The sequence below is a fragment of the Acidiphilium iwatense genome (assembly GCF_021556475.1).
GTDB lineage: Bacteria > Pseudomonadota > Alphaproteobacteria > Acetobacterales > Acetobacteraceae > Acidiphilium > Acidiphilium iwatense.
Window position 1 is genome coordinate 1 of the sequence record NZ_JAKGBZ010000052.1, and the last position, 19502, is coordinate 19502.

Below are 19502 nucleotides of genomic sequence, written 5' to 3' on the forward strand. Positions count from 1 at the left end.
TCACCTTCACGATCATCTCGGCACGCGCAAACACAGCCTCCGCATCCGGCGCAATCTCCGCCCCAGCCTTCACATAGGCCGCATCGTCCATCCCGATCCCCTCGCCCGCACCGCTCTCCACCAGAACCGAATGCCCATGCGCCCGCAACTCCCGTACCGACGCAGGCGTCAGCCCAACACGATACTCATGGTTCTTGATCTCCCGAGATACGCCGATCAGCATGGTGATTTTCCTTTCCCGTCCGGCACGTGCCGTTTAGAATATTCATCACCTTCTACAAACATGACTTGCCCTGTGCAAGATAATTTCGTGACCGCGAGACGATTTTTGGGCAATGGGGCGGCATTCCTGCCCATTTCGTCGCCAGATCGAAGAAATTCACCGAAAGCCGCCCAAAGCCGCGTTGATTATTCTTGACGATTCGAAAATCTTTGGCGATGCTTGGCGCAACGGGAGCAAAACCAGCACGAACTGCGTGTCTCAGGCCAGCCGGGATCGGCGGGCCAGACGCTGGAGAAATAGAATGCGCGCGACGTCGACAGAAACCGAAACGACAATGAGATTGATGTTACCGACCGAGGCTTGCAGCACATGACGGGTCAGGCAATCCTGTCGCGCATGAGCATGACGAACCCGCCCATGACGACACAGCCGCTCACCCAAGCCGAACGCGGCGCGATCGCCTTGGAGGGAATCAGCCGGGTCTTCGGCGGCGGGGTGGTCGCGGTGGACGGCATCGACCTGACCATCAAGCCCGGTGAGTTCTTCACCCTGCTCGGCCCCTCCGGTTGCGGCAAAACGACATTGCTCCGCATGATCGCCGGGTTCGAGACACCCGATTCGGGCCGCATCCTCATCTCGGGACGAGAAATGCAATCGGTGCCCCCGCATAAGCGCGCGGTGAACACGGTCTTTCAATCATACGCGCTGTTCCCGCATCTGACCGTTGCCGAAAATATCGGCTTCGGGCTCAGAATGCGCGGCATCGCCAAGGCGGAACGAAAAGACCGGGTCGAGCGGATCATGGCATTGCTGCAAATCGGCGGCTTCGCCGATCGCAACCCCGCGCAACTTTCCGGCGGCCAGCGCCAGCGCGTCGCCCTTGCCCGTGCCCTGGTCAACGAACCCGAGGTCGTGCTGCTCGACGAACCGCTTTCGGCATTGGATGCGAAGCTGCGGGCCGAATTGCAGCTCGAGTTGATGCGGATGCAGAAACGCCTTGGCATGACCTTCATCTTCGTCACCCACGACCAGCACGAAGCACTGGTGATGAGCGACCGGATCGCGGTGATGGAACGCGGCAAGCTGCTCCAGGTCGGCCCGGTGCTCGATGTCTACGAACAGCCGCGCAACGTCTTCGTTGCGGAGTTCCTTGGCCTTTCCAACATCTGGCCCATCAGACCTACCGGCACCGACAGCGCGGATACCCCGATCGGTGCTCTGAAAATCACGGCATCCATCGGTACTCAGCGCACCGCGATGATCCGCCCGGAAAAAATCTGGATATTCAACGAAGCCAATACGCCGCGGGATCGCCCCAACGTGTTTCCCGGCACGGTGTGCGAGGCCGTCTATATGGGTGCCTCCACGCAATACCGCATCGAGATCCCTAACGGCCAATTCCTGCTGGCACTCGACACCAACAATGCCGCGGCGGAGCGCAGTTGGCGGCCCGGCGAGCCGGTCGCCGTCGAGTTGAAGCCGGACAACATCATGCTGATCGACGGATGACCCGGAAAATCGCATGTCAACACTAACGGAAGTGCCTATTCTGCGTGGCACCGCCGAACGTGCGGAGCGGATGGCGCGTGCATTCCGGCTCTGGATCACCGCCGGTCCCGGTCTCGGCTGGATCGTAGTCTTCCTGATCCTGCCCAGCGCGATCCTGCTCGCCATCGGTTTCTTCTCGATCGGCAATTACGGCAACCCGCGTCTGCCCTTGACGCTGGAGCCGTTCCGCGAGGTCGCCGGTTACTCGATTCTCGGCTGGAGTCCTGCCAATATCACGACCATCCTGCGTTCGCTGGTCCAGGCCGTCTCGGCCGCTGGACTGACCATCCTGCTCGCCTATCCGGTGGTGTTTTTCATCACCGCCCAGCCGATCGCATTGCGACCGTTACTGTTGCTGTTCGTCGTGTTGCCGTCATGGACCAACCAGGTGGTACGAACCTATGCCTGGATGGAGCTGCTCGGCCCCGGCTCCGGCTTGTCGCATCTCGCCCAGACGATCGGCTTCATCCCGCATCACCTCGGCCTGCTGCCCGGTATTTTCGCGATGCAAGTCGGCCTGACCTACAACTACCTGCCCTACATGGTCGTGCCGCTCTACGCCGCCGCGGAAAAGCTCGACTGGACGCTGGTGGAAGCCGGACGCGATCTTTACGCTTCCGGCACGAAACTGTTCTGGAGCGCGGTCTTTCCGCAAACGATTCCGGGTTTGCTTTCGGGCATCATCCTGGTCGCGATTCCCGCTTTCGGCGACTATGTCGTGCCCATGCTGCTCGGCGGCGGCAAGTCGATGATGATCGGCTCGCTGATCGCCGCCCAGTTCCTCAACACGCCGAACTGGCCCTATGGCGCAGCACTCACCATTTTCATGCTCATCTTCACCTGCGGCGGTCTGATCGTATTCCGGGTCATGACCAAACGCCTCGGCGGTTCCGAAGGGACCATGATGTGAGCCAGCATCTCGCAAAACCAGTGCGCCGCGCCTTGTTTGCCGCCAGCATGCCGGTCTACCTGCTGCTCTACGCGCCACTGGCGCTGATCGCGGTATTTTCCTTCGCGCCCGCGCCCGGCGGCGTTGCCGCCAGCGGCTTCTGGTATGCGGAACTGCTGCATTCGCCGGGCGTTCTCGCCGCATTCCGTCGCTCGCTCACTCTCGCTCTCGGCTCCTCGATCCTCGGCACCGTTCTTGGAACCTTGATGGGCTTCGGCCTGAGCCGCTTCCGCACCGGCGCGAAGGGCGGCTTTGCCGCTGCCCTTCCAAGCCTGATCATCTACACGCCGATCATCATGCCGAGTCTGGTTTTCGGCATCTCTGAACTGATCTTCTTCAATCTTGTCCACCGCGCCACCGGGTTTCTGGCCGCCGGGCTGCTCACCATGGGCATCGCCCATGTGACGTTCCAGGCGCCCTACGTGGCCCTCGTGGTGTTTGCGCGCATGGCCGGGCTCGATCCCAATTTGTTCGAAGCCTCGCACGATCTCTACGCCGATGCGCGGCAATCCTTCCTGCATCTGACGATTCCGGTGATCCGCCCGGCAATCATCGGCGGGTTTCTGCTCGCCTTCACCCTTTCGATCGACGATTTCACCATCAGCTATTTCACCGCCGGGCCGGGCAGCACGACCTTGCCGATCTACATCTACAGCGCGGTCGCGCGCAAAGGCATCGCCCCCGATATCAACGCCCTGGCAACGCTGATGATCGCGACCGTCATCGGCATCGGCCTGCTGCAATATGTCTTCACCCGTCACCGCGAACGCCGCCCCATGCCACGAGTCGGCGACTGACACGGCTACACTCGGATTAACCACAACAGGAGGCTAGAAATGAAAAGTCTTTGTTCCGGCTTGACCAGAATAGCCCTCACCGCCGCGTTTCTCGGCGGTTTCCTCGGATTGCCGCCGCCGGCACAGGCCGCCGGCAAAACCCTCTACCTGTTCAACTGGCAGGACTACATCGGTAAAGGCCTGCTCAAGAAATACGAAGCCCATTGCGGCTGCAAGGTCGTGCAGACCTATTACGATTCCAATGCCGCCCTTGCCGCAAAGCTGAAGGCGGGCGGCGATTCGCAATTCGATGTCGTTGTGCCGTCGAGCTATTACGTTCCGCAACTCGTTCACGAAGGGCTGATCCGCAAACTCGACAAGAAGGAAATCCCAAACTTCCGCAACCTGATCGCGCGGTTCAAGGACCCGACATACGATCCGCACGACGCCCACTCGATGCCTTATCAATGGGGCACCACCGGCATCGGCTATCTCAAGACCAAGGTTTCCAACCTGCCGGAAAGCTGGGCCGTGCTGTTCAACCCGAAACTGAACCCCTCCTATCCGTTCGTGCTCATGGCCGGATCGGGGCGCGACACCATCGGCGCCGCCTGCGCCTATCTCGGCTACGGTTTCACCTGCAACAAGAAAAGCCAGTGGATCAAGGCGGCGAAACTCGTCGAAAAAACCGAGAAGCGGAAGAACTTTACCGGCTTCGTCGATGGCGATCCGGTAACAGGCGAGATCAAGAAAGGCACCATCGCGATCGGCATGACGTTCAATGGCCAAGTCGCCGAATGCTATGACGACAAGAGCTGCCTGAATACAGGCTATCTCCTGCCGAAACAGGGTACCGAAATCTGGGTCGATACCATGGCGGTCCCGACTCACGCGCCTGACCCGAAATTGGCCTATGACTTCATCAACTTCATCCTCTCGGCGAAGGCGGGTGCCGAATTGTCGAACTTCAATCTCTATGGCAGCCCAAACGCCGCATCCGAACCGATGCTGGTAGCTGCCATGAAGACGCCTCTGGTCACGCCCACCTCCGCACAGATGAAATATCTGTACTTCCTGCCGCCGCTCGCGGGCAAGAAACTCCAGGAATTCAACGCGATCTGGACCGCGGTTCGCCAGCATTGATTTACTAACGGCGCGCCCATCCTGGGCGCGCCGATCATTTTTGAGGCTTTCATGACCGACCTGACCGAATGGTTCAACGAACACCGCATCACCGAGGTCGAGTGCCTGGTGCCGGACATTACCGGCATTCCGCGCGGCAAGATCATGCCCGCGCAGAAATTCCACCAGGGCGGCGCACCGCGCCTGCCCGAAAGCATTTTCATCCAATCGGTGACCGGCGAATATCCCGAAGACCCTGACGATGTGCTGACCGACCCCGCCATTATCGATGTCAAGCTGATCCCCGACCCATCGACGGTGCGACTGGTACCCTGGGCGCACGAACCCACCGCGCAGATCATCCACGATTGCCAATATGCCAACGGACGACCAGTGCCGATCGCGCCGCGCCAGGTCTTGCGCCAGGTGCTCGCACTTTACGCCGAACGCGGCTGGAAGCCGGTGCTCGCCCCGGAACTCGAATTCTATCTCGTCGGACGCAATACCGATCCTGACTATCCGTTGGTTCCGCCGATCGGCCGGTCCGGCCGGCAGGAAACCGGACGGCAATCCTACTCGATCGACGCGGTCAACGAATTCGACCCGCTCTTCGAGGAAATGTACGATTTCTGTGAAATCCAGGAACTCGATCTCGATACGCTGATCCACGAGGAGGGGGCGGCACAGGTCGAGATCAACTTCCTGCACGGCGATCCGCTGAGCCGCGCCGACCAGGTCTTTCTGTTCAAGCGCACGGTGCGCGAAGTCGCTCTCCGACACGACATTTACGCGACGTTCATGGCCAAGCCGATGGGCCAGGAACCGGGAAGTGCGATGCATGTGCATCAAAGCGTTGTCGATGCCGAAACCGGCGAGAATCTGTTCGCCGACCACGACGGTAAACCGAGCGCGCTATTCCTGTCCTTCATCGGCGGAATGCAGAAATATATCCCCGCGATCATGCCGATCTTCGCGCCGAACGTGAATTCCTATCGCCGGCTCACGCGGTTTTCGAATGCGCCGATCAACCTGCAATGGGGGCACGACAACCGTACTTGCGGCCTGCGGGTGCCATTCGGCGAACCTTCCGCGATGCGCGTGGAAAACCGGGTGCCGGGCGCCGACGCAAACCCCTATCTTGCATTCGCGGCCTCACTCGCCTGCGGTTATCTCGGCATGATCGAAGGCTTGCAGGCAACCCATCCGTTCCGCGGCTCCGCCTATTCGCAACCCTACACCCTGCCGCGCGAATTGTCCCACGCGCTTGAAATCATGGAGCAGAACAAACCGCTGATCGATATTCTCGGCGACAAGCTGGTCGAGGTTTTCGTTGCGGTGAAGCGTCTGGAATACGAAACCTATCTGCGCGTCATCAGTTCCTGGGAGCGCGAACATCTTCTGCTGAACGTCTGATCCTCCCATGGCATTGTCGAACTATTACGAGGCAACGGCACGGTTGCCCGCGACCACCGCGTCGCTCAAGGGCGATATCCGCTGCGATGTCGCTGTTCTCGGCGCCGGCATGACCGGCTGTTCCGCGGCACTGCATCTCGCCGAACGCGGCTATCGCGTCGCTGTGCTCGAAGCCGAGCGGATCGGCTTCGGTGCCTCGGGGCGCAACGGTGGTCAGGCGCTGCCCGGCTTCGCCGCGGATCAGGTGAAGGTGCGGCGGATCATGGGCGAAGCGGTCGCGAAGCGTCTCTGGGATCTCTCCATGGAGGCCGTCGATCTTCTGCACGCGCAGATCACCCGCTTCGCCATCCCGTGCGATCCCAAGCGCGGCTATCTGCATGTCGCGGTGAAGGACCGGCAGGTTCGCGAACTCGAAGCCTGGATCGACGAACTCGAAGCACTTGGCACGCCGGGCTTTGCGCTTCTGCGCGGCGCCGAACTTCAGTCACGCCTGCCAAGCCCGCGCTACAAAGCGGCGCTCTACGATCCAGTCGCCGGCCATATTCACCCGCTCAACTACACACTCGGCCTCGGCCATGCCGCAATAGCGGCGGGCGCACAAATCTTCACTGGAACCCGAGTCCAAAAAATCGAACCTGGCAACGGGGTGCGGCTGAAAACACCCGGCGGCACCGTCACCGCCGATTTCCTGCTCATCTGCGGCAACGCCTATCTCGGCGATCTGGTCCGGCCGATCGCGGGTTATGTAATGCCGGTCGGCACCTATATCGTCGCGACCGAGCCGCGCGACGATATTCCGTTGCTGATTCCCGGCAACGAGGCAGTCGCCGATCTCAACTTCGTGCTCGACTATTTCCGCCGCAGCGCTGATAATCGGATGTTATTCGGCGGCCGGGTGTCCTATTCGACCCTGCCGCCGCCCAATCTCGCGGCTTCGATGCTCGCGCGCGCGCGCCGGGCTTTCCCACAACTTGCCGATGCACGCGCCGATTACGCGTGGGGCGGCAATGTCGCGATCACCCATAACCGGCTGCCGCATTTCGGTCGGCTCGGTCGTAACATCCTGTTCGCGCAGGGCTTCTCAGGCCACGGTGTCGCCCTCACCGGCTTCACCGGCAAGCTGCTCGCCGAGGCAGTCGCCGGGCAGGCGGAACGGTTCGACGTGTTCACCCGGATACCGCACGCACGCTTCCCCGGCGGTTCGCTGCTGCGAATGCCGACCCTGGTTCTGGCGACAAGCTGGTTTCGCCTGCGCGACATGCTGTGAATGGGCTTGTCGCGGGCCACCATCCGCCTTGTCACGGTCGTGAGCCTCGGTGTCATGGTTCTGATTGCGGCCGCCTGGTGCCGTAGTGGCGAATATGATGAATATTACAGCATCTTTCTGATCGCCGGCCAGCCACGCCCAGACTGGCCCACCGGGCCATTCACCGTCGCCGTCGCCCAAAAATTCTACCACGGCCACGCCTCGTTCGGTCAGATCGCGCGCGATCTCCGGCACGGAGACGTGCATCCGCCGCTGTATTTCTGGTTGCTTGCGCTCTGGCGCGACACCTTCGGCACGGCGCTGTTCCGGTTGCGGTTGTTGTCGGTGCTATGCACCATGTGTTCGCTCTGCCTTGTCGCGTGCATCGCACGGCGAATCGGTGCGGCCCCTGCCCTTGCCGTGACGATCACACTGCTCAGCTATGGTTTCGCCTATACCGGCATCATCGCGCGCGATTTCGCCCTCGCCGGCGCATTTTCCTTGGCCGGGGTTCTGCTTCTGATCGAAGCCGAGCGGATCTCGAAACCTGCTTGGGCATTCGCCGGCGGAATCGCTCTCGGCGCCGCCTGCTTCACCAATTATCTGGCGTGTTTCACCACGATCGCTTTTCTCGGCTGGATTGCCACCGTCGGATGGCGCCGCAAATCCGTCTGGCTTTCGTCATGGTTCGGCGCCGCGCTGTTCATTCCGGCCGGACTCTGGTTCTTTCTTGCCCAAAAGGGGACACGCAAGGGCCAGTTCATGCCGTTTCATCTGCCGCACGCCTTGGTTTTGCTCGCGCGTGATCAGGCGGGAGCCATTCTCGGTGCCCTGCCGCGCTACGTGCCCTCGCCTTGGTCGCATATCGTCGAAGCTGCTCTCGCGCTCCTTCTCGCTTATTTTGTGATTTTAATCGTCATTCGTGGCCTGCCCTGCATAACCGACCGTTATCGCACTCTCGTGATCGCCGGTATCATCGCTCCACCACTCGGCCTGTTCGCTTTGGGGATCGGGTTCGACACCACGCCGGTCGAAATGCGCTATCTCTGGCTCGGACTGCCCTATATCGGATTGGCGCTCGCCACCGCGCTCAAGGACCGGCGCAGAACGACGGCATTTCTCCTCGCCGTGCAGAGCGCCGCGATCATCGGCCTCGCGATCGCGCCGCAAACCATGCAGCCGGGCGCACGCACGGCTCACGCGGCAGCGAAACTCGGCACTCCGGCAACGCTTGTTTTGATTCCCTTCGGCAATGACGGCGTGGGCATTCCCGGCCCGTTCATCGCCGCCTTACCTCACACCACGCACATCATGGTCGTGCGCGCAATGAACCAGGCCGTTCTCGGTGACACCTCCAGCTATCGGCGCGTAGTGATCGCGCGGATCGAAGTGGACAATACCAGCCGCGCGCTGGTCCCGGCACTCGACACGCTGTTCAAAACCGCGCCATGCTGGCAATCTGGTTCCGCGCGGCGCGACATCGCCGTTTTCACCAATCTCTGCCGGAACCGTCATGGTTGAGTTTTTCCCTGGTTTCACCGAACACCACGCCGATATCGGCGGCGGACGCTTTTTTCGCCTGCGCCGCGCCGGATCGGGCCCCGCTCTGCTGATGCTGCACGGGATGCCGCAAACCCATGCCATGTGGCATCGGCTCGCGCCCGCATTCGCCGAAAATTTCACCGTCATCTGCCCGGACATCACCGGCTACGGCTTCAGCTACAAGCCACCGGCCACACAGGATCACGCGCCCTACGCCAAGCGCGCGATGGCGCGGGACATGGCCGATCTGATGGATCATCTCGGCATCGATCGCTTCGCGCTGGTCGGGCACGATCGCGGGGCGCGGGTTTCGCACCGGCTCGCCCTCGACCACCCGGAACGCGTCGAGCGCCTCGCTTTGCTCGACATCATCCCGACCATCGAACATTTCGAGCGCACCGACATGCGCTTCGCGATGGGCTATTATCACTGGTTTTTCCTGGCCCAGCCGGCGCCGTTCCCGGAGGAACTGATCAATCTCGACGCCGGGCGCTGGCTGCTCGCGCAGAGCGCGCGGCACAACACCGAAAACACCATTTTCGCCGAAGCGGCATTCGCGGATTATCTTGCCGCCGTCGCCGATCCCGCCACGGTCACCGCCATGTGCGAGGATTATCGTGCCGCCGCCGGCATCGATCTCGACCACGACCGCGTAAGCCGCGCCCAAGGACGTAAAATCGCCTGTCCCGCGCTGGTTCTCTGGGGTGATCGCGGCCTGGTCGGCACCTTGTACGATCCGCTCGCCATCTGGCGCTTCTATTGCACCAATACCCTCGACGGTCAGCCGATCAGCTCCGGCCACTATCTGGCCGAGGAAGCACCGGAGGCGACGCTCGCCGCACTCCGGCCGTTCTTGTCAGGCCGTTAGCGCGACCGGCTCAGTACGCGCACGCTTGACCAGCAGCTTGTTGAGCGCGTGGATATAGGCGCGAGCCGCAGCCACGATCGTATCGGTATCCGCACCCTGGCCATCGACCAGCTTGCCGCTCTCCTCCAGCCGCACGCCGCACCGCGCCTGAGCATCGGTGCCTTCGGTGACCGCGCCAACGGTGAACAGGCGCAACTCCGCCTCGTGTGGAAAAATTGCATGGATCGCGTTGAATGTCGCGTCTACCGGCCCGTCGCCATGTGCCTCGGCGCTCCGCGTCTCGCCATCGACCTCGAGTTCCAGGATCGCGCGCGGCTTGGACTTCGACCCAGCCCAGACTTCGAGCGAGACGAAGCGGATGCGCAGATGGTCGCGCACCACCGTCTCGTCGAACAAAGCGGCGATATCCTCGTCATAGACAAGCTTCTTGCGGTCGGCGAGATCCTTGAAGCGGCGGAACGCATCGTTCAGCGCGTTGTCGCCCACGTCGCCATAACCAAGCGCGCGCAATTTGTCGCGGAACGCCGCGCGGCCGGAATGCTTGCCCATCACCAGGCTGGTCTTCTGCCAGCCTACGCTTTCCGGCGTCATGATCTCGTAGGTCGCGGCATTCTTCAGCACCCCGTCCTGATGGATGCCGCTCTCATGGGCGAAGGCATTGCGCCCGACGATCGCCTTGTTCGGCTGAACGTCGAATCCGGTAATAGTCGAGAGCAATTTCGAAGTGCGCAGAATCCGCGTCGTCTCGATCCCGTTGCGATAGGGCGCGGCATCCGGCCGGGTGCGGATCGCCATCACCACTTCCTCCAGCGCCGCATTGCCCGCCCGTTCGCCGATGCCATTGATCGTGCACTCGATCTGCCGCACCCCGGCGCGCACCGCCGCCAGCGTATTGGCCACCGCGAGCCCGAGATCGTTATGGCAATGGGTGGAGAAAATCACTCCGTCCGCACCTGGCACCCGCTCGCGCAGCATGGTGAAAATGCGCTCGATATCCTCCGGCACCGCATAGCCGACCGTGTCGGGAATGTTGATCGTGGTCGCACCGGCCTTGATCGCGGCCTCGACGCAGCGGCACAGAAAATCGGCGTCGGTGCGGCTGCCATCCTCGGCCGACCATTCCACGTCGTCGGTGAAATCGCGCGCAAGCGCGACCGAGCGGGTCACCGCCTCCAGCACCGCTTCCGGCTCCATGCGGAGCTTGTATTTCATGTGCAGCGGGCTGGTGGAGATGAAGGTGTGGATGCGCTTGCGCTCCGCCGGCTTCACCGCTTCCGCCGCGCGCAGAATATCCTCGCGCCCCGACCGTGCGAGACCGGCGATCACCGGGCCTTTCACCGTTTCGGCGATATGGCGGACGCTTTCGAAATCGCCCTGGCTCGCGATCGGAAACCCGGCCTCGATCACATCGACGCCGAGTTCGGCCAGCGCCTCGGCCATGCGCAGCTTTTCGTCGAGATTCATCGAAAAGCCGGGCGATTGCTCGCCATCGCGCAGCGTGGTGTCGAAGATAATGACGCGATCCCGATCGATCGCGCCGAAATTGGGATGATTGATGGTCGTGCTGGTGGTCATGGAAAACTCGCTTCGCTGTCTAAACCGGAGGCCGCCTGATCCAATCCCCTGCGCGCGCCGGCATTCGGCCGGCAGTTACGCCCAGGGGCCGATAAGTCGAAGCGCGAGCGAATCATGGGCGTGCGGAAGCAAGCCCGCACCGGCGGCAAACAGATCGTTTAGAGCGATCGTGGCACACATGCGGTCTGATTAGCACCGGCCGGCAGCCCGGCGCAAGCCAAAGCCGCCGAGCCTATCGTTGCCCCGCCAGGGCGGCGAGCGCCGCTTCATCCTGCCCGATCCTCCGGCCCTCGACATGGCTGACCGGGCGCAAACCGAGCGCATTGCCGAGGCAGAGCGCGTCCGCCTCGAACAGCCAATCCGGCTCCAGGGTCGCCTCGCGCACGAGCCCGGCTTCGAGAAGCACCGCGCGGCGAATGCCGGGCAACGCCCCGTCGGCGACATATGGCGTGAGCCAGGCGCCGTTTCGGCACAGAAACACCGTGGCGGCGCTCGATTCCGCCACCATGCCCGCATGGTTGAGCAGGATCGCATCCACGGCACCGCGCTCTTCGGCCTCGATCCGGGCGAGAATGCCCGGGAGATAATTCAGCGATTTGACCCGGCAGAGCGGCGATGCCGCATCGCGGGCGATGCCGCGCGCGATCACCACCCGCATCGGACCGTGAGCGGACGGCAGGGACGCGGCCGTCACCATGACGGTCGGGCACTGTTCCCCGCTGGGCATGACGCCGCGCGGTCCCGGTCCGCGCGTAACCGTCAGGCGCAGCACGCCATCGACCAGCCGGTGCGCGGCGATGACCGCACCGAGCGCATCGCACAGGGTGCCTTCGGCAGGCACGTCGAGACGCAGCAGAGCCGCGCCCGCGCGCAGCCGGGCGATATGCCGATCGGCATGGCACGGCACGCCGGCGGCAACCCGGATCGTCTCGAACAGCCCGTCGCCGAGCAGCAGGCCGCGATCGGCCGGGTCGATCCGCGCCGCGTTCGCGGGCACGAGCACGCCGTTCAGCCAGACCGGCGCATCAGCCTCCATCGTGCGCCGCCAGCAAGGGTGCCACTTTCAGCCGCATTTCCGCATATTCCGCTCCGGGATCGCTGTCCCAGACAATGCCGCCGCCCGCCTGGGCGAACAGCGTCTCGCTGGTGGCAACGACGGTGCGGATGATGATCGCGCTGCCCATTGCGCCGTCGAAGCCGAGCCAGGCGAGCGTGCCGCAATAGGCGCCGCGCCGGGCGGTTTCGATTTCATCGATGATCTGCATCGCCCGATGTTTGGGCGCGCCGGTGATCGAGCCGCCAGGAAAGCTCGCGCGCAGCAGATCGATCGCGCCGAGGCCGGGGCGCAGCCTGCCCCGGACCACCGAAACGAGGTGATGCGCGCGGGAAAACCGTTCGAGCGCGCACAGGGCGGTCACGTGCACGCTGCCGATCTCGCAGACGCGGCCGAGATCGTTGCGCATCAAATCGGCGATCATCAGGTTTTCGGCCCGGTCCTTCGCCGAGGCGCAGAGCGCGCGGCCCAGCCGATCGTCTTCCTCCGGCGTCGTGCCACGCGGCGCCGTGCCCTTGATCGGGCGGGTTTCCACCCGACCGTCGGAATCGAGGCGCAGAAACGATTCCGGTGACGCGCCGATGATCGCCATGCCATCGCCACAGGCCAGATGGGCGGCGAAAGGTGCCGGGCTTTGCCGCCGCAGCGCGCCATAAAGCGCCGCCGTGGAGAACCCAGCCGGCCGTGGCGCGCGGAAACGATGGGTCAGATTGACCTGAAAAATGTCGCCCGCCGCGATATAGGCGCGCACCTGCTCGACCCGGTCGCGATAGGCCGATTCGCTCCATTCCGGCCGCCAATCGAGCCGGGGAACGGCGCCAAGGCGCACGGGACCGTCGAGCCGCCGGCGCAGCGCCTCAAGCCGAGCGGCGGCGGACGCCCCTGGGCGATCATACGCAATATACCACAGCCGTCTTGTGCGGTGCTCGAAACCGAGCACCGTGTCGTAGAGCCCGAACCAGCCACCGGGAAGGCCGGGAATCGGGTCGTGCCGGGTCGGCACGCCGGCAGCCGCGACACCGAGATCGTAGCCGAGAAACCCGATCGCACCACCCGCGAACGGCAAAGGCGGTTTGGCACCCGTGCCGCGCGATGCGCGGTGCCGGTCGAGCCAGGTGGCGAGAGCGGCGAAGGGGTCGCCAACCGTCCCGGCATCGAAGCGCAGGACCGCCAGCGGATCGGGGCAAAGATAGGAGATTTCGGCACGCGGATCGCCCGAAGCGGCACTGTCGAGAAAAGCCAGATGCGGATCGCCGGCGAGAGCCGCGAAACTGTCGAACGGATCGCGCCAGGGCAGTTCGGTGACCAGCATCGGTGTCGTTTCGCACAAGCCCGCATGGTGCGCCACATCATCGCGTTACATACAAAACTCGATCCGAAATCCCCCGTCCAGCCGAACAGACGGATCGAGGACACATTACAGTGTGGTGGCGAAAAAAAGCCATCTTTTGCGGCTATTCTCAAGATCCAAACCTGGGAAATCCGGGTTCGACCATCATCCGAATGCGATCGGAATTTGTGTCATGGCTATCAGATCTCTTATTTTCGCCTTGGCCCTTGTCGGACTTGTCTTCGGGCTTACGCACACGGCGCGGGCCGATGACGACGATTGGTACAATGAGGGCCCATCTCTATCCTTTGGGTTCGGTCCTCCGCCGGGTTATTACCCGCCCCCGCCGCCAATTTACTACGCTCCACCTCCCACCTACTACGCCCCGCCCCCGCCTCCCGTCTATTATGCACCGCCGCCAGGCTATTACGCGCCCCCGCAAGGCTACTGGGGCGGTGGATATCAAGGAGACGACGACGATGACGAAGGCGATGACAATTGATCCAGCCATTTCGACTCACATTCCAACAATCAAGCAACCCGATGCCTTTCCGCGAGAAACTTCCTCGCGAACTCCAGAAACTCGCCGGCCACGGCGCGATGATCGGCACGATACGCGATGCTGACATCGGCGGATGCCGCGGTGCCGGCTAGCGGCCGGTAGGCGATCTCCGCGCGCGACAAACGCCCAATGCTCTCCGGGAGCAGGGCGACGCCGAACCCTGCTGCGACAAGATTGACCAGCGCCTGGGCATCGCCGACCTCCTGGATGATGCGCGGTGCGAAACCCGCATCGATGCAGCACGTCCAGAGATGTCGCGCGAAACGCGAATCGGTGCGGCGCAGAAATACGAAGGATTCATCGCGCAGATCCGCGAGATCGACGCATCGCCGCGCGCCCAGGCGATGCCGTCGCGGCAGAGCGAGCCCGACCGTCTCGGGCCAGGCGCGCTCGATCGCCAGATCTGGATCGTCATTCGGCCAGCGCAGAAAACTGAGATCGGTGCGCCGGTTGATCAGCGCCGTCTCCTGCTCCTGCGGTGACATCTCGTGCAAACGCAGCGCGACCTTGGGATAGCACGCGCTATAGGCGGCGAGCAGCGCCCCCAGCCGTCCGCCGAGAACCGACCCGGTCAAGCCGATCTCCAGCGACCCCATGTGACCCCGCCCGATCGCGCGGACCTGCTCGGCCGCCAGTTCGGCCTGATCGAGAATCGCCCGCGCATGATCGAGAAAGGCCGCGCCCGCCGCCGTCAGGCCAACTCGCCGACTGGTGCGCTCGAACAAAGCGACACCCAGCTCCCGCTCGAGATCGCGGATCTGCTGGCTGAGCGGCGGCTGCGACACGCGTAGCCGCGCTGCGGCCGCGGTGAAACTCAAGGTCTCGGCCACCGCCACGAAATAGCGCAGATGCCGAAGCTCCATCGCTATTTATATGAAAAAACTATCAATCATACCGAACGATATATTGGACGTATGACCAAAATCAAGCAAAACTGCCACGATGCCACGGTATGTTCCCGAGTTGATCCGAAAAGCGGCGCGATTCCGGCCTGTTGGCGCACCTTGCGCCGGAGGCTACATGTGCCGCTCCGGCCACGAGCACGGGTAAACGCAAGAGGGAACAGGCACCATGACCATCGACGTCATCGACTCCGCTACGAACCAGGAAACCGGCGCCGCCGCGACCCATAAACTGCCGTCTTCCCCGCGCGATCTTTTGCGCTCCATGTTCGATGCCGCGGTGGCGGCCGCCCTGCCCGCGCGCGTCGTGGCGCCTCATCTCCCGGCACCGGCAAAGGGCCGCACCGTCGTCATCGGCGCCGGCAAGGCATCCGCCGCGATGGCGCGCGCCGTCGAAGACGCATGGCAAGGCGATCTCGAAGGCATCGTGGTCACGCGATACGGCCACGCCGTGCCGTGCCGGCGCATCGAAATCGTCGAAGCCGCCCACCCGGTGCCGGACGCGGCGGCCGAACGCGCGGCCGCGCGCATGCTGGACATGGTCCGGCCGCTCGGGCCGGACGATCTGGTGATCGCGCTGATCTCCGGCGGCGGATCGTCGCTGCTGTCCCTGCCTGCCCCCGGTCTCACCCTTGCCGACAAGCAGGCGATCAACCGCGCGCTACTCCGCTCCGGCGCCGCCATCGGCGAAATGAACTGCGTGCGCAAACATCTTTCCGCGATCAAGGGTGGCCGCCTCGCGGCGGCGGCATACCCGGCACGGGTTCTGACCCTGGTGATTTCCGACGTTCCGGGCAACGACCCGGCAACCGTCGCGAGCGGCCCCACCATCGCCGATCCCACCAGCTTTGCCGAAGCGCGGGCGATCCTCGCCAAATACCGCATCACCGAACCGGAATCCGTCCTGCGTCTCCTGGATCAGGGCGCCGACGAAACGCCCAAGCCGGGCGATCCGCGTCTCGCCCATGCAACCAGCGTGATGATCGCGACACCGCAGATGGCGCTCGAAGCGGCGGCGGAAATCGCGTGCCAGGCCGGCATCGCCCCACTGATCCTCGGCGAAGCAATCGAGGGCGAAGCGCGCGAGGTCGCCCGGGTCATGGCCGGCATCGCGCGCCAGGTGGTGCTGCATGGCCAGCCGGTGCCGTCGCCCTGCGTCCTGATTTCGGGCGGCGAAACCAGCGTGACCGTGCGCGGCAATGGCAGCGGCGGTCGCAATGTCGAATTCCTGCTGGCCCTCGCCGTCGAACTCGACGGGCTCGCCGACGTGTTCGCCCTCGCCGCCGATACCGACGGGATCGACGGCATGGAAGCGGTCGCCGGAGCGATCGTAACACCTGACACGCTGGCACGCGCCAGGACGCTCGGGATCGATCCGCGCGCGCGCCTCGATCAGAACGACTGCCACCCGATTTTCGCGGCGCTGCACGATCAGGTCGTCACCGGCCCGACCCTGACCAATGTGAACGACTTCCGCGCGATCCTGATCCTGCCTCGAAATAAAGGCCCCTGACATGCCGCAACCAGCAACCCGATCGCATGACGACAACGCAGCCGCCCTGGTCATGAGCCGGCTCGACGCGCTGGCGCGATTCAGCACTGACCCCGACGGCCTCACGCGCCTGTACTTGACGCCCGAGCATCGCGCGGCGGCGGACCAGGTCGCCGCATGGATGCGCGAAGCCGGGCTTGCGGCCCGGATCGACGGCGTGGGCAACGTGATCGGCCGCTACGAAGGTGCGCGGCCGGGGCTGCCGGCATTGTTGCTCGGCTCGCATATCGACACGGTGCGCAACGCCGGAAAATACGACGGCTGCTTCGGCGTCATCGCCGCGATCGCCGCGATCTCCCGGCTCGATGCCGCCGGCATCCGCCTGAATTTCGCGATCGAAATCATCGCGTTCGGCGACGAGGAAGGCGTGCGGTTCCCGGTAACGCTGTCCGGCTCGCGCGCTCTCGCCGGCACGCTCGATCCGGCCGTGCTCGACGCGACCGATGAAAACGGCGTTTCGCTCCGTGCGGCACTGGCGCAATTCGGTTCTCCCGACTTCGAAGACCCGAAACGCCTCGCGTATCGTCCCGGTCAAGCGCTCGGCTATTGCGAACTGCATATCGAACAGGGCCCGGTGCTGGAAGCGGAGGATCTGCCGGTCGGCGTGGTGACGGCAATCGCCGGCGCCGCCCGCCATTCGGTCGAGGTCACGGGCGTCGCGGGGCATTCCGGGACGGTGCCGATGGCGCTGCGGCATGACGCACTCTGCGCCGCGTCGGAAATGATCCTCGCCGCCGAACGGATCGCCCGCGACACCGAGGAGCTTGTCGCCACCACCGGCATGATCGCCGCCCGGCCGGGCGCCGTCAACGTGATTGCCGCCGGCGCCAAATTCTCGCTCGATATCCGCAGCGCGAGCGACGCCATCCGCGCCCAGGCGACGCGTGATATCTTCGCCGAATTCGCGGCAATCGCCGCACGGCGCGGCACCACCGTCGATATCGGCAAGACCTACGAGGCCGCGGCCGCACCCTGCGCGCGGCATCTGACCGACGCGCTCGAAGCCTCGGTCGCGCGGCACGGCATCCGGCCTCGCCGCCTGCCCAGCGGCGCCGGGCATGACGGGCTCGCGATGATCGCCCTGTGCCCGATCGCCATGCTGTTCGTCCGCTGCAAGGGCGGCATCAGCCACAACCCGGCGGAATCGATCACCACGGCGGATGCAGGCGTCGCCGTCGATGTCCTGGTCGATTTCCTGCGCCATTTCGATCCCGAACCCGCCAAAGGATGACACCATTGAACGAGACCATCGCGGCAGATATCAGCCGGTTCCTCGCCGCCGAACGCCCGCGCCAGACCGCATTCCTCGCGGAGCTGGTCAAATGCCCGTCGGACAATCCGCCCGGCGACTGTGCCACCCATGCCGAGCGCACCGCGAGCTTGCTCGAAGCGCTCGGCTTTACCGTCGAGCGCCACAAGGTGCCCGACGGGCTCGCGCGCGAAAATGGCATGATCAGTGCGACCAACCTGGTAGTGCGCCATAAATTCGGCGATGGCGGAACGGTGATCGCGCTGAACGCGCATGGCGACGTGGTGCCGCCCGGCGAAGGCTGGACGCGCGACCCGTATGGCGCGGAGATCGTCGATGGCTGGATGGTCGGTCGCGGCGTCGCCGTCTCGAAATCCGATTTCGCGACTTATGCCTGGGCCCTCCTTGCCCTTCGCGCGCTCGACGCAAACCTGAACGGCACTGTCGAGCTGCATTTCACCTACGACGAAGAAGCCGGCGGCGCGATCGGCCCCGGTCTTCTGCTGTCCGAAGGCATTTCCCGCCCCGATCTCGCGATCGGCGCGGGGTTTTCCTACGCCGTGGTCGATGCGCATAATGGCTGCCTGCATCTCGAAGTGCAGGTGGACGGAAAATCCGCCCACGCGGCAATGCCATCGACCGGCATCGACGCACTGGAAGCGTCAACCGCGATTCTCTCATCGCTCTACGGCTTGCGGAAGAACTTCGCCGCCCAAACCTCCGCGATCGCCGGAATCGGCAGCCCGCAACTGACAATCGGCCTCATCAAGGGCGGCATCAACACCAATGTGGTGCCGGACCGCGTCACCTTCCGGCTCGACCGGCGGATGATCCCCGAGGAAAATCCCGCCGCCGTCGAAGCAGGGCTGCGCCGGGTGATCGCCGAAGCCGCGGCCTCGGTGCCGGGCGCGCGCGTGAGCATCAGGCGCATTCTGCTCGCCGAACCGTTAGTGCCGTCACCCGGCGCAAAGCGCCTGACCGACCTGCTTTGCGCCCATGCGACGCGAATCATGGGCGAGCCGGTCCCGGCCAAGGGCGTACCGCTCTACACCGACGCACGCCATTATGCCGCCGCCGGCGTGCCGATCGTTCTCTATGGCGCGGGACCGCACACCATCGAGGAAGCCAACGCCCATCGCGCCGACGAACGCCTGCCGCTTGCCGATCTCTACAAAGCCACCGAAGTCGTCGCCCTAACGCTCGCGAATCTTCTTGAATGAAACGTCGAACCTCGGATGGAGAATCGATGATCTGGTTGCCGCGATAATAGCCGGAAGGTCGTCACCGATGTTTAAACTGTTTTCGGTAAGTGCAATACTGAACTGGAGATTCAACGAGTGACCGGGTTCGGGCAGAGCTTTCGAACGGCTTCTCTTGTCATCCGTTAGAGTGCCGAGTTTGTCCTGATCTCAAGCGACGTCTCAAGAAATGCGAAATACAATCAAGGAGGAAGAAGATGCGACCATTTCAATGGCTGGCGGTGATTCCGTTTATTGGGCTTTTGATCGGGCCTGTGGTGCATAACCGGCTGCATCCGTTTATTTTGGGGATGCCGTTTCCGCTTGGCTGGATCGCGGTGTGGATCGTGCTG

The 19502-nt window shown here is 63.7% G+C and carries 15 protein-coding genes and 1 pseudogene; 11 read left to right on the forward strand and 5 right to left on the reverse strand.

Annotated features, from left to right (window positions below):
- Positions 1-223, reverse strand: a pseudogene (locus tag L2A60_RS17350) (alanine dehydrogenase); the annotation flags it as partial.
- Between the two features lie 369 nt (positions 224-592).
- Between L2A60_RS17350 and L2A60_RS17355 the strand changes: the two are divergent.
- The 8 genes from L2A60_RS17355 to L2A60_RS17390 are packed head-to-tail and all read left to right on the forward strand — an operon-like array spanning position 593 to position 9687.
- Positions 593-1732, forward strand: a complete 1140-nt coding sequence (locus L2A60_RS17355; protein ID WP_235705711.1) for an ABC transporter ATP-binding protein — start codon at positions 593-595, stop codon at positions 1730-1732.
- A 13-nt stretch (positions 1733-1745) separates the two neighbouring features.
- On the forward strand, positions 1746-2681 hold the full coding sequence (locus tag L2A60_RS17360) for an ABC transporter permease (RefSeq protein ID WP_235705712.1): 936 nt from the start codon (positions 1746-1748) through the stop codon (positions 2679-2681).
- Positions 2678-3517 carry an ABC transporter permease gene (locus tag L2A60_RS17365; protein ID WP_235705713.1) on the forward strand — a complete coding sequence of 280 codons (840 nt, stop codon included), beginning with the start codon at positions 2678-2680 and terminating at the stop codon, positions 3515-3517. The genes L2A60_RS17360 and L2A60_RS17365 overlap by 4 nt, the downstream gene beginning before the upstream one ends.
- Before the next feature lie 39 nt (positions 3518-3556).
- Positions 3557-4639 carry an ABC transporter substrate-binding protein gene (locus L2A60_RS17370; RefSeq protein ID WP_235705714.1) on the forward strand — a complete coding sequence of 361 codons (1083 nt, stop codon included), beginning with the start codon at positions 3557-3559 and terminating at the stop codon, positions 4637-4639.
- Positions 4640-4690: 51 nt separating this feature from the next.
- The gene (locus L2A60_RS17375; RefSeq protein ID WP_235705715.1) at positions 4691-6031 is read left to right on the forward strand and encodes a glutamine synthetase family protein; all 1341 of its coding nucleotides are present in this window, start codon (positions 4691-4693) and stop codon (positions 6029-6031) included.
- Between the two features lie 7 nt (positions 6032-6038).
- Entirely contained in the window at positions 6039-7298 is a 1260-nt protein-coding gene (locus tag L2A60_RS17380) for an NAD(P)/FAD-dependent oxidoreductase (RefSeq protein WP_235705716.1), read from the forward strand.
- Complete coding sequence (locus L2A60_RS17385; protein WP_235705717.1) at positions 7299-8798, forward strand: glycosyltransferase family 39 protein; 1500 nt, start codon at positions 7299-7301, stop codon at positions 8796-8798.
- Positions 8791-9687, forward strand: a complete 897-nt coding sequence (locus tag L2A60_RS17390; protein ID WP_235705718.1) for an alpha/beta fold hydrolase — start codon at positions 8791-8793, stop codon at positions 9685-9687. Before L2A60_RS17385 ends, L2A60_RS17390 begins: the two co-directional genes overlap by 8 nt.
- Here L2A60_RS17390 and L2A60_RS17395 read toward each other — a convergent pair.
- From L2A60_RS17395 to L2A60_RS17410, 4 genes are all read right to left on the reverse strand, one after another.
- Positions 9676-11262 (reverse strand): 2-isopropylmalate synthase, encoded by a 1587-nt coding sequence (locus L2A60_RS17395; RefSeq protein ID WP_235705719.1) that lies wholly within the window; start codon positions 11260-11262, stop codon positions 9676-9678. The two genes, L2A60_RS17390 and L2A60_RS17395, sit on opposite strands and share 12 nt — an antisense overlap.
- Positions 11263-11494: 232 nt before the next feature.
- Positions 11495-12298, reverse strand: a complete 804-nt coding sequence (locus L2A60_RS17400; RefSeq protein ID WP_235705720.1) for an aminotransferase class IV — start codon at positions 12296-12298, stop codon at positions 11495-11497.
- Positions 12288-13628, reverse strand: a complete 1341-nt coding sequence (gene pabB / locus L2A60_RS17405; RefSeq protein WP_235705721.1) for an aminodeoxychorismate synthase component I — start codon at positions 13626-13628, stop codon at positions 12288-12290. The genes L2A60_RS17400 and pabB overlap by 11 nt, the downstream gene beginning before the upstream one ends.
- A gap of 549 nt (positions 13629-14177) precedes the next feature.
- Positions 14178-15071: a LysR family transcriptional regulator gene (locus L2A60_RS17410; protein WP_235705722.1), complete on the reverse strand. Its 894-nt coding sequence runs from the start codon at positions 15069-15071 to the stop codon at positions 14178-14180.
- Positions 15072-15375: 304 nt separating this feature from the next.
- Here L2A60_RS17410 and L2A60_RS17415 point away from each other — a divergent pair, with 304 nt between their 5' ends.
- The 3 genes from L2A60_RS17415 to L2A60_RS17425 are packed head-to-tail and all read left to right on the forward strand — an operon-like array spanning position 15376 to position 19131.
- Positions 15376-16623 (forward strand): glycerate kinase type-2 family protein, encoded by a 1248-nt coding sequence (locus L2A60_RS17415; protein WP_235705725.1) that lies wholly within the window; start codon positions 15376-15378, stop codon positions 16621-16623.
- A 1-nt stretch (position 16624) separates the two neighbouring features.
- Positions 16625-17893: an allantoate amidohydrolase gene (locus tag L2A60_RS17420; protein ID WP_235705723.1), complete on the forward strand. Its 1269-nt coding sequence runs from the start codon at positions 16625-16627 to the stop codon at positions 17891-17893.
- Between the two features lie 5 nt (positions 17894-17898).
- On the forward strand, positions 17899-19131 hold the full coding sequence (locus L2A60_RS17425; protein ID WP_456237179.1) for a M20/M25/M40 family metallo-hydrolase: 1233 nt from the start codon (positions 17899-17901) through the stop codon (positions 19129-19131).
- Positions 19132-19502 lie beyond the last annotated feature (371 nt).